The 10,878-nt window shown below is 72.7% G+C and carries 9 protein-coding genes; 4 read left to right on the top strand and 5 right to left on the bottom strand.

Annotated elements, in window-relative coordinates; genetic code table 11:
* Positions 1 to 46: 46 nt before the first annotated feature.
* The 3 genes from NZH93_RS34815 to NZH93_RS34825 all read right to left on the bottom strand — a co-directional run bounded on the left by NZH93_RS34815 (position 47) and on the right by NZH93_RS34825 (position 2,445).
* Positions 47 to 703, bottom strand: a complete 657-nt coding sequence (locus NZH93_RS34815; protein ID WP_259627537.1) for a DJ-1/PfpI family protein — start codon at positions 701 to 703, stop codon at positions 47 to 49.
* A gap of 10 nt (positions 704 to 713) precedes the next feature.
* Positions 714 to 1,652 (bottom strand): GlxA family transcriptional regulator, encoded by a 939-nt coding sequence (locus tag NZH93_RS34820; protein WP_259627538.1) that lies wholly within the window; start codon positions 1,650 to 1,652, stop codon positions 714 to 716.
* 61 nt (positions 1,653 to 1,713) lie between these two features.
* The gene (locus tag NZH93_RS34825) at positions 1,714 to 2,445 is read right to left on the bottom strand and encodes an MBL fold metallo-hydrolase (protein WP_259627539.1); all 732 of its coding nucleotides are present in this window, start codon (positions 2,443 to 2,445) and stop codon (positions 1,714 to 1,716) included.
* Positions 2,446 to 2,594: 149 nt separating this feature from the next.
* On the opposite strand from NZH93_RS34825, the gene NZH93_RS34830 reads away from it, so the two are divergent.
* Genes NZH93_RS34830 through NZH93_RS34840 form a run of 3 tightly spaced genes read left to right on the top strand, consistent with a single transcriptional unit; the run spans position 2,595 to position 8,213 of the window.
* Positions 2,595 to 4,055, top strand: a complete 1,461-nt coding sequence (locus NZH93_RS34830; RefSeq protein WP_259627540.1) for a hypothetical protein — start codon at positions 2,595 to 2,597, stop codon at positions 4,053 to 4,055.
* Positions 4,056 to 4,111: 56 nt separating this feature from the next.
* Positions 4,112 to 7,015, top strand: a complete 2,904-nt coding sequence (locus NZH93_RS34835; RefSeq protein WP_259627541.1) for an ATP-binding protein — start codon at positions 4,112 to 4,114, stop codon at positions 7,013 to 7,015.
* Positions 7,016 to 7,067: 52 nt separating this feature from the next.
* On the top strand, positions 7,068 to 8,213 hold the full coding sequence (locus tag NZH93_RS34840; RefSeq protein ID WP_259627542.1) for an FAD-dependent monooxygenase: 1,146 nt from the start codon (positions 7,068 to 7,070) through the stop codon (positions 8,211 to 8,213).
* A gap of 10 nt (positions 8,214 to 8,223) precedes the next feature.
* On the opposite strand, the gene NZH93_RS34845 is transcribed toward NZH93_RS34840, so the two are convergent.
* Positions 8,224 to 8,673: an Lrp/AsnC family transcriptional regulator gene (locus NZH93_RS34845; RefSeq protein ID WP_259627543.1), complete on the bottom strand. Its 450-nt coding sequence runs from the start codon at positions 8,671 to 8,673 to the stop codon at positions 8,224 to 8,226.
* On the bottom strand, positions 8,670 to 9,800 hold the full coding sequence (locus NZH93_RS34850; protein ID WP_259627544.1) for a M24 family metallopeptidase: 1,131 nt from the start codon (positions 9,798 to 9,800) through the stop codon (positions 8,670 to 8,672). The genes NZH93_RS34845 and NZH93_RS34850 overlap by 4 nt, the downstream gene beginning before the upstream one ends.
* A gap of 42 nt (positions 9,801 to 9,842) precedes the next feature.
* On the opposite strand from NZH93_RS34850, the gene NZH93_RS34855 reads away from it, so the two are divergent.
* A complete protein-coding gene (locus NZH93_RS34855; protein ID WP_259627545.1) occupies positions 9,843 to 10,784 on the top strand; it encodes a 5'-3' exonuclease in 942 nt (313 codons plus the stop codon).
* Positions 10,785 to 10,878 lie beyond the last annotated feature (94 nt).

Genomic DNA, 10,878 nt, shown 5'->3' on the forward strand with positions numbered 1-10,878 from the left:
AAGCGCCCTCCACCAGCACCGACTACCTCACCACGAGCAGCCGCTGTCAGGCCGTCGCAGCTTCGTCCTTATCCGCACTGAAGCCACTGGCGATGACGCCCCGGACGAAGTCGACCACCTCGGGTGCCGCCTTCTCCACCGAACCGCTGTCGTACGGCGGTTCGGGGTCGTACTCGATGGCCAACTGGATGCCCTGGGCGACGGTGTCGCCCCACAGGATTCCCGCCAGCGTCAACGCCATGTCGATGCCCGCGGAGACGCCGGCGGCGGTGAGCACCGATCCGTCCCGCACGACCCGGTCGGTGCTCACCTCCGCCCCCAGCGAGGCCAGCAGGTCGCGCAGCGCCCAGTGCGTGGTGGCGCGCTTGCCCTCCAGTACGCCCGCGGAGGCCAGCAGCGTCGAGCCGGTGCACACCGAGGTCGTCCAGGTCGCGGTCGGGTGGACCTTGCGCAGCCAGGCCGCGACCGCCCCATCGGCCAGCACGTCGTACGGCTCGCCGCCGGGCACGACGATGACGTCCGCGTGGTCCAGCTCGTCGAACGTCGTGGTCGGGACCAGCCGCATCGCCGAGCCCGCGAGCACCGGGTCCGGGGTCGCGGCGACGAGGTGCGCGGTCACGTCCGGTCCGGGCGACAGCACGTCGTACGGGCCGACCAGGTCGAGCGCGGTCATGTTGGGGTAGAGCACGAAAGCGATGTCCACTTCGATCTCCTCAGCCGGTGGTGCGGAAGCGCGATCGGTAGCCGCCGGGCGACACCCCGATCACGCGCTGGAAAGCCCTTCGGAGCGTTTCGGGCGAGCCGAACCCGCTCCGGCGGGCGACGACGTCGAGGGCCTCGTCGCCGGAGTCGAGCAGTCCGGTGGCGAACTCGACGCGAGCCCGTTCGACGTACTGCGCGGGTGGCAGGCCGACCTGGCGCGGGAACACCCGTGCCAGGTGCCGGGTGCTCATCGCGGCGCGGTGGGCCATGTCGGCGACCGTCCACGCCGCCGTGGGGTCGGCCGCGATGGCGTCGAGCAGCACCCGCAGCCCCTCGGACCGGACCGTCGGAACGCTGGAGCGGACGCTGAACTGGGACTGCCCGCCCGGCCGTTGCAGGAACACCACCATCCAGCGGGCGATCTCGCGGGCCACGTCCTGGCCGTGGTCGTCGGCGACCAAAGCCAGCGACAGGTCGATCCCCGCCGTTACGCCAGCCGACGTGGTGATCCGGCCGTGCCGCACGAAGATGGCGTTCGGCACCACCTCGACGGTCGGGTGCAGCCGGGCCAGCTTCGCGCAGAACGCCCAGTGCGTGGTCGCCCGGCCGCCGTCGAGCAGCCCGGCCGCCGCGAGCAGCCACGCCCCGGTGCACACCCCGGCGACCCGCCGCGCACCGGCCGCCAGCCGCCGGACGTGGCCGATCAGCACCTCGTCGGTCGCCGCCGCCTCGAAACCGAACCCGCCGACCACGAGCAGCGTGTCGACGGGGCCGTCGACGTCGGCCAGGTCCTCGGCCAGCACCCGGAGACCGGCGGTCGCCCGCATCGGACCACCTCCGACCGTGGCCAGCCGGACCCGGTAACCACCCGCCCCCTCGAACACCTCCACCGGCCCGGCGACGTCCATCAGGGCCACGTCGTCGTAGCCGACGACCACCACCTCGCGCACTCCTCCACTGTGGTGGAGCCCGATGAGGACGGCAACGACACATGCCCCTCGTATTCCGCCATCACCGCACGCCCGCGGCCACCGCCGCTCGGACGGCGGACGGCAGGCCGTCGGTCCACGGGTCGCCGTGGCCGGGGTGCACCGTGGCGACGTCGTGGGACTCCAGCGCCCGCAACGACTCCAGCGCCGCGCGGCCGTCGTTGGTGAACGCCCGGCACAGCAGCGTCGGCCCGACGTGGCCGACCATCTCGTCGCGCGTGACGAGCGCGTCCCCGGTGAACGCCTGCTCCGCGAACACGAACACCGTGCTCCCGTGCGTGTGGCCGGGGGTGTGGACGGCGAGCGGGCGGCCCGGTACGTCGTCGAGCCTGCCGTCGGCGAACAGGACCGGCTCGACCACCGGCCGGGTGCGCAGGGCCCCGAGCCTGAGCAGGTGCAACGGGGTCCGCAGGCCGCTCGGCCGCCGCAGGGCGTACCCGGCGATCGACTTCTCCGGCCGCGCGTCGGCGGCGGGCCGCAGCGGAGCGGCGACCAGCGCGGCCTCGGCCCGGTGCACGTGGACGCGCGCCCCCGCCTCGGTCCGCAGCCGCTCGGCGAGGCCGATGTGGTCCGGGTGGCCGTGCGTCACGAGGACGTCGGTGATGTCCGACGGGGCGATCCCCAGCCGGTCGAGGTCGGCCAGGAAGCCCGTCCAGTGGCCCGGCAGACCGGCGTCGACCAGCACCAGGCCCTCGCCCGTGTCGACGAGGTAGAAGTTGACCAGCCCGTCACCGAGGCGGTGCACCACGCTCATCGTTCGGTCTCCCTTTTCGTCGACGACCGGTATCTCCGCATGATCTTGCCCGCGTGCGCCGCGCCGACGTACCGTGGCACCGCTTGATCGCTGTAGCTCGCTCGCAAGGGTGCCGCCGCCGGTCCTTTTCCGCGTACGAGGAGATCGGCATGCGCAAAATCAGCACCGGCTGGCGAGCGGCCCTTGGTGCGGCCACCGTGGTGGCCACCCTGACCGGCACCACCACCGCGACCGCGGACCCGGCGTCCACGGCCACCATCACGATCGACACGGCCAACCCGGCGGGACGGCTGGCGTCCGACTTCGTCGGGCTCTCGTTCGAGATGCGGGAACTCGGCATCGGCAACCTCGACGCCGCGAAGGGCAACGCCGCCGCCCTGTTCAAGACGTTGGGCCGCAGCAACGTCCGCATCTCCGGCAACACCCTCGACCGCGACACCCTTTGGGTCCCGCAGGGCCAGCAGCCGCCGAACCCGTTGCCGGAGTGGGTGAACGACGTCGTCACCCCGACGGACATCAAGCGGCTCAACAGGTTCCTGTCCGTCACCGGCTGGGACACCATGGTGGGCATCAACCTGGGCCGCTGGGACGAGGCGCTGGGCAGGGACCAGGCCAGGTCGATGTCCTCCATCCTGGGGCGGAAGCTGGTCGCCGCCGAGTGCGGCAACGAGCCGGACCAGTGGGTGGGCAAGGGTTTCCGGCCCGCCGGGTACGCCTACGCGGACTACCGCACGGACTGGGAGCGCTGCGCCGCCGCCGTCGGCAGCACGCGCATCGCCGGTCCCGACACCGCGGGCACCTCGTCGACGTGGGCGGCTTCGCTGGCCGCGGACGAGAAGGACCGGATGTCCATGGTCACCGTGCACCAGTACAGCGGCGGCCCGGACGCCACGATCGCGACGCTGCTGTCGCCGACGACCGTGACCAACCAGCTCAAGGCCGTGTCGAAGAACCTCGCCGCCGCGAAGGCCAACGGGCTCGCCTTCCGGGTCGACGAGGCCAACTCCGCCTACAGCGGCGGTGTCGACGGCGTGAGCAACAGGTACGCGTCCGCGTTGTGGGGCTTGGACTACAGCCTGCAAATGGCACAGGCCGGTGTGGACGGCATCAACGTCCACGGTGGACTCGGTGTGTGCGACGAGCCCATCTGGAACGGCAAGTTCCAGCGCTACACGCCCCTCTGCGCCGCCAACGCGGCCGACGAGCAGGCCAAGGTGTACCGGGCCATGCCGATCTACTACGGCCTGTGGATGGCCCGGCAGATGAAGTCCGGCAGGTTCCTGCCGCTCACCCTGTCGACCGACCGCAACGTCACCGCGTACGCCGTGAAGGGCGACGACGGCCGCACCAGGATCGCCGTGGTCCAGAAGGACGAGACCACCGCCGCGCCCGTGCGCCTCGACATCGCCGTCGACGCGCGCGGCGCCGAGGTCCTCCGTCTCACCGGGGACAGCCTCGCGGGCGTGGCGACGGCCGTGCAGGGCTCCACGGTCGACCGCCAGGGCCACCTCAGGCCGGGGCGGGCGGAGCAGGTCCGGGCCCGCGACGGCAGGCTCGGCGTCGACGTGGCGGCGGGCAGCGCCGTGATCATCACGCTCGACGGCTGCTGACACCCCGGCACACGGCTCCGCTCACGGGAGGGGAGCCGTGTGCCAGGCTGACCGGCGTGCGATTCGGCGTGCTCGGTCCCCTGGAGGTGTGGTCCGCCGACGGTGAGCTGGTCCACGTCGGCGGGCCCCGGCCGCGGGCGCTGCTGGTGATGCTGCTGCTCGACGCGGGTCGGGTGGTGGAGGTGGAGCGGCTCGTCGTCGGGCAGTACGGGGACGAGGCGCCCGTCGGGGCGGCGAACGCGGTGCAGGCGCAGGTGTCGCGGCTGCGGCGGGTGGTGCCCGTGCGGTTCCACGGTGGTGGTTACCGGCTGGACGTGGACCCGGACGACGTGGACGCGTCGCGGTTCGAGCGGCTCGCTGCCGAGGGGCGGCGGCTGCTCGACGCCGGTGCGCACGCCCAGGCCGTCGTGGTGCTGCGGGAGGCGCTGGGGTTGTGGCGCGGGCCCGCGCTGGTGGACCTGCCCCGCGACCCGGTTCGGGCCGAGCGGCTGGAGGAGCTGCGGCTGACCGCGGTCGAGGACCTGGCCGCGGCGTTGCCGGGTGGTGGCTCGGTGGCCGAACTGCGGGCGTTGGTGGCCGCGCACCCGTTGCGGGAGCGGTTGCGGACGCGGCTGTTGCGGGCGTTGGAGGCCGCGGGGCGCCGGGGTGAGGCGCTGGCGGAGTTCGAGTCGGCTCGACGGCTGCTGGCCGACGAGCTGGGCGCCGACCCCTCCCCCGAGCTGGCCGCGGCCCACCTGGAGATCCTGCGCGCGGACCGGCCCGCGCGGCGCCGGGTGCCCGCGCAGTTGACCAGCTTCACCGGGCGGGACGCCGAACTGGCGCGGCTGCGGGAACTGCGGGACGCGCGGCTGGTCACGATTACCGGGCCCGGCGGGATCGGCAAGACCAGGCTGGCCGTGGAATCGGTGGCCGGGCGGGACGCGTGCTTCGTGGACCTGGCGCCGCTCACCGACGGCGACCAGGTGCCGTGGGCGGTGCTGACCGCGCTCGGCCTGCGCTCCGGCTCGGTGCCGCCGGACCGCGTGCTGGTGGCGGCGCTGGACCGGGACCTGCTGGTGCTGGACAACTGCGAGCACGTGGTCGACGCCGTCGCGGGGCTGGCCAGGACGCTGCTGACCGAGTGCCCCTCGCTCTCCGTGCTGGCGACGAGCCGGGAACCGCTCGGGTTGACCGGGGAAGTGCTGCTCCCGTTGGCGCCCTTGGACACCACGCCCGCCGTCCGGCTGTTCACCGACCGGGCGGCGGCCGTGCGGCCCGGCTTCGCCGTCGACGCGGGGACCGCCGACGCGGTCGTCGCGATCTGCGCCGCGCTGGACGGGCTGCCGCTGGCGATCGAGCTGGCCGCCGCCCGGTTGCGGCAGTTCACCGCGGCCGAGATCGCGGTGCGGCTGCGCGAGGACGACCGGTTCCGGCTGCTGTCACGGGGTGACCGCACGGCGGCGGCCCGGCACCGCACGCTGACGGCGGTCGTGGAATGGAGCTGGGACCTGCTCGGGCCGGAGGAGCGCGAGGTGGCGCGGCGGTTCGCGGTGTTCACCGACGGCGCGCCGCTCGCCGCCGTGGAGGCGGTCTGCGGCGGCTCCGAGGACGTGCTGGCGGACCTGGTCGACAGGTCGTTCGTGGAGACCGACGGCGAGCGGTACCGGATGCTCGACACCATCCGGCTGTTCTGCGCCGACCGGCTGACCGACGCAGCGGACCTCCGCCGCGCCCACGCCCGCTACCACCTCGACCTCGCCCGGCGGGCGGACCCGTTCCTGCGCGGCGCCGACCAGCTCGTCTGGCTGGCGCGGCTGTCGGCGGAGAACGGGAACCTGGTGGCCGCGCTCCGGTGGGCCGCGCGGGAGGACCGCGAGACCGCCTACCGGCTGGTCGCGACGCTGTCGGCGTACTGGTGGTTCACCGGCCGCAGCAGTCAGGTGGGCGAGATCGCCGCGACGCTGCTGGAGGACGTGCCCGCCGGGTTCGAGGAGGAGTACGTCGCGTGCGTCGTGCACGCCGTGCCGCGTGCCTCCCCCGTGCACTGGGAACGGGCGCTGCGGGTCGTCCACGGGCTCGGGTGGCCCGTGCGGTACCCGTTCGGCGTGGCCAGGTGGGGCATGGCGGTCGGGCCGTGGGGTCCGCCACCGGAGGACGAGCCGCTGCCCGGCGCGGACCCGTGGAACGCCGCGCTGGGTGAGTTGGGCATCGCGCTGGTGCGGTTGCTGCACGGGCGTCCGGCCGAGGGGGAACGCCGCCTGCTCGCGGTGCTGGAGCGGTTCCGCGCGCTCGGCGAGCGCTGGGGCACCGCGCAGGCGCTGGACTGGCTGGCGCAGGTCGCGAGCTGGCGCGGTGACTGGGACCGCGCGCACGCGCTGTGGGCCGAGGCGCTGCCAGCGTTCGGGCAGCTCGGCGCGCCCGAGGAACGCGTGGACGTGCTGTGCCGCCGCGCGGGGTGCCTGGTGCGGCAGGGCGAGTTCGACGCCGCCACCGCCGACTACCGGCTGGCGGCCACCCTGAGCGCCGAGGCCGGGCACGCCGACGTCCCCGCGGCCGTGCGCCTCGGGTTCGCCGAGGTCGCCCGGCTGCGGGGCGACCTCACGGAGGCCCGCCGCCACCTCGCCCCGGCACCGACCGACGCGGCCGTGCTCACCGCGCTCGCCCGTCTCGCCGACCCCGCCACCGCCGTGGACCTGCACACCCGAGCACTGGCCGCGGCCCGGACGTCACCGCTGGCGGACCTGGCCGCGGCCGTCGAGGGGCAGGCCGACGCCGCGCTGGTGACCGGGCGGGCCGAACGGGCCGCGCTGCTGCTCGGAGCGGCGGTGGCCGTGCGCGGGACGGCCGTGACCGGTGACCCCGACGTGGCCAGGATCGCCCGCGCGGCCACGGCCTCGCTCGGCCCGGCCGGGTTCGCGGCGGCGTTCGCGCGGGGTGCGGGCCTGTCCCGCGAGGAGGCGCTGACAGTGGTGGACGGCTGACCGTCAGCGGACTGCTCACGGGTTGTCAGGGCGGCCGGACACGCTGCTCCCCATGAAGAACACCACCGTCCTCATCTCCGGCGCGAGCATCGCCGGTCCCGCGCTCGCCTACTGGCTCGACCGCGCGGGCTGCCGCGTCACCGTCGTGGAGAAGGCTCCCGGTCCGCGCTCCGGCGGGCAGGCCGTCGACTTCAAGGGGGCCACGCACCTCGCCGTGCTGGAGCGGATGGGAATCCTGGACGAGGTGCGGCGGCGGCAGACCGGTGGCGGCGACCAGACCGTGATCGACGCCGACGGCCGGGCGCTGACCGTGATCCCCGGCGAGTTCACCGGCGGCGAGGTGGAGATCCGCCGGGGTGATCTCGCCGCTCTGCTGCACGAGCGGACGACCGGGTGCGACTACGTGCACGGCGACACGATCACGTCGTTGACGGAGACCACCGACGGCGTGCACGTGACGTTCGAGCACGCCCCGCCGCGCACGTTCGACCTCGTGGTCGGCGCGGACGGCATCCACTCGAACGTCCGGCGGCTGGTGTTCGGCCCGGAAGCCGACCACGTCCGGTTCCTGGGCTACCACTACGCGCTCGCCTCGACGGACGTGTCACTCGACGAAGCGGTGATGTACAACGAGCCGGGGCGGATGGTCGCGGTCGGCGGCCCGAAGGCGGACGCGTTCCTCGTGTTCGCGTCCGAACCGCTGGACTACGACCGGTACGACCCCGCCCAGCAGAAAGCGTTGCTGCGCAAGGCCTTCCAGCACGGCGGCTGGCGGATGCCCGAGGTGGTCGACGGGCTGTCCGACGTGTACCTGGACTCGATCAGCCGCGTCGAGGTCGACCGGTGGTCGCGGGGACGGGTCGTGCTGCTCGGGGACTCCGCGTTCGGCAACACGCTGGGAGGGTTCGGCACCGGGCTCGCGGTCGTCGGCGCGTACGTGCTGGCGGGCGAACTCGCGGCGGCGGCGGGCGACCACCGGACGGCGTTCACCCGCTACGAGGAGAAGTTCCGGCCCTACGCCAGGGTTTCCCGCAACGGCAACGCAGGGCAGTTCCTCGCACCCCGGACCCGACGCGGCATCCGGGCGCGGAACCTGCTGTTCCAGTCCCGGCCGCTGCTGCGGTCCATGCTGTGGCTGACGGACCGCTTCGCCACCCGGATCGAGCTGGCCGACTACCCGGCGCTGACCGGCGTGTGACACGGGCCCGTCACACCGCGGGCGGCCGGTCCTCGTACGGCGTGGACAGCACGACGGTCGTCCGCGTCGACACGTTCGCGGCCTCGCGGATCTGCCGCAGCAGCTCCTCCAACGCCCCCGGCGACGCGACCCGCACCCGCAGCACGTACGAGGCGTCGCCCGCCACGGAGTAGCAGGCCTCGATCTGCGGCAGGTGCTCGAGGCGCTTGGGGTAGTCGTCCGGCGCGGCCGGGTCGATCGGCGTGATCGAGATGAACGCGCTGAGCGGCAACCCGATCTCGTCACCGTGCAGCCGGGCCCGGTAGCCGAGCAGGACCCCGCGCTGCTCCAGCCGCTTCACCCGCTGGTGCACGGCCGACACGCTCAGGCCCACCCGTTCGGCCAGGTCCGTGAAGCTGCACCTGCCGTCGGCGGCCAACTGCTTGAGGATGGCCCTGTCGATGGGTTCCAGGTTCGTCACGCGGGGAGCACCACCAGCTCGTGCGGACGGTTGTTGACGCTCTCCACACCCGTCTCCGTGGCGATCACGATGTCCTCGATCCGGGCGCCCCACCGCCCCGGCAGGTAGATGCCCGGCTCCACGCTGAACGCCATGCCCGGTTCCAGCACCAGGTCGTTGCCGCCCACGATGTACGGCTCCTCGTGCACGTCCATGCCGATGCCGTGCCCGGTGCGGTGCACGAAGTACTCGCCGAAGCCCGCGTCGGCGATGACCGACCGCGCGGCCGCGTCGACCTCGGACGCCGTCACCCCAGGACGAACCGCGTCGACGGCCGCCTGCTGCGCGGCCTGGAGCACCGCGTAGGTCGACCGCACGTCGTCGAACCGCGGCTCACCGACCGAGTACGTGCGGGTCGAGTCGGAGCAGTAGCCCTCGGCCACCGGCCCGCCGATGTCGACCACCACGACGTCACCGACCTCGATCACCCGGTCCGACAGGCTGTGGTGCGGACTGGCACCGTTCGGCCCCGACCCGACGATCACGAACTCCGCGGTGGTGTGCCCCTCCTCGACGATGGCGGCGGCGATGTCCGCCCCCACCTCGGCCTCGGTGCGCCCCGCCCGCAACCACTCACCCACACGGGCGTGCACCCGGTCGATCGCCGCACCGGCCTTCCGCAGCGCGGCCACCTCCACCGCGTCCTTGCGCATCCGCAGCTCCCGCAGCACCGGCCCGGCGAGCACCTGCTCCCCACCGATCGCGTCGCGCAACGCCAACGCGTGCAACGCGGGCATCATGTCCGCCACCGCGACCCGCCCGGACTCGCGCAACGCCCGCACGACCAGCTCGTACGGATCCTCACCGTCGACCCACGTCGCCACCTCGACACCCAGCTCACCGGTGGGCAGCCCCGCGTACCCTGGGGCCTCCAGCTTCGGCACGACCAGCACCGGCGACCCACCGACGGGCAGCACCAGGCACGTCAACCGCTCGAACGACGTCCCACCCACCCCCAGCAGGTACGCGAGGTCCGAACCGGGCGAGATCAACAACGCGTCCACGCCAGCCGCTGCGGCGACCGCCCCCGCACGGTCCAGCCGCCCACGCAGCGCGTCAACATCGATGGGGCCAACACTCGTCGACATGTCGCCGAGCCTAGTGGCCCGCCGTCTGGCAGTCTTGCCGCCGTGGCCCAACCCCTCGTGCTGCTCGACTCCGCCAGCCTGTACTTCCGCGCCTTCTACGCGCTCCCCGAATCGATGACGGCGCCGAACGGCACCCCGATCAACGCGGTGCGCGGCTTCATCGACACCATCGCCCGAGTCATCACCGAACGCCACGCGCACAGGCTGGTCGCCTGCATGGACGCGGACTGGCGCCCGGACTTCCGCACCAACGCCCTCCCGTCGTACAAAGCACACCGCGTAGCAGCGGAAGCAACGGACGGCTCCGAAGAAGTCCCGGACACCCTCACACCACAAATCCCGATCATCATGGACGTCCTGGCAGCAGTGGGCATCTGCACCGCCGAAGCCACCGGCTACGAAGCAGACGACGTCATCGGCGCACTGGCCCACCACGAAAAAACAGACAACGTAGAGGTAGTCACAGGCGACCGCGACCTCTTCCAGGTGGTCCGCAACACCCCAACCGAGGTCAAAGTCCTCTACGTGGGCCGCGGCTGGGCAAAAGCAGAACTACTAGGACCAGAAGAACTGGCCAAGAAGTACAGCCTCCCGGCCGACTCAGCAGGATCCGCCTACGCAGCCATGGCAGTACTGCGAGGCGACCCCTCAGACGGCCTACCGGGCGTAGCAGGCATCGGCGAGAAGACGGCAGCAAAACTCATCACCGAATTCGGCTCTCTAGAAGCCGTACTGGCAGCAGTCACAGACCCACGAGACCGCAAACTCACCACCAGGGCCCGCAACAGCCTCATCGCAGCAGAGGACTACCTGGCAGCCGCACCAACAGTGGTCAACGTGGCAGTAGACGCCCCAGTAGTACTGGACCGCCCAGACAAGGTACCCACAGCCCCAATCGACCCCGACCGCGTAGCGGAGCTGGGCAAGCAATGGGGCCTAGGCAGCTCACTCCCCCGCCTAGTCTCAGCACTAGAACGCCGCTAACCACCCACCAAACCGGCATCACCAGCACCGACCACCCACAAAACCGGCACCCACAAGCACCGACCACCTATGCAGCCGGACGCCGCCTACGCAA

Origin of the sequence: Umezawaea endophytica (assembly GCF_025061645.1) — a bacterium.
Taxonomy (GTDB): domain Bacteria; phylum Actinomycetota; class Actinomycetes; order Mycobacteriales; family Pseudonocardiaceae; genus Umezawaea; species Umezawaea endophytica.

What these genes read in the sequence shown, in the direction of transcription:
- NZH93_RS34825 (WP_259627539.1), bottom strand. Translation starts at nt 2,445, where the DNA reads ATGAGCGTGGTGCACCGCCTCGGTGACGGGCTGGTCAACTTCTACCTC.
- NZH93_RS34830 (WP_259627540.1), top strand. Translation starts at nt 2,595, where the DNA reads ATGCGCAAAATCAGCACCGGCTGGCGAGCGGCCCTTGGTGCGGCCACC.
- NZH93_RS34840 (WP_259627542.1), top strand. Translation starts at nt 7,068, where the DNA reads ATGAAGAACACCACCGTCCTCATCTCCGGCGCGAGCATCGCCGGTCCC.
- NZH93_RS34850 (WP_259627544.1), bottom strand. Translation starts at nt 9,800, where the DNA reads ATGTCGACGAGTGTTGGCCCCATCGATGTTGACGCGCTGCGTGGGCGG.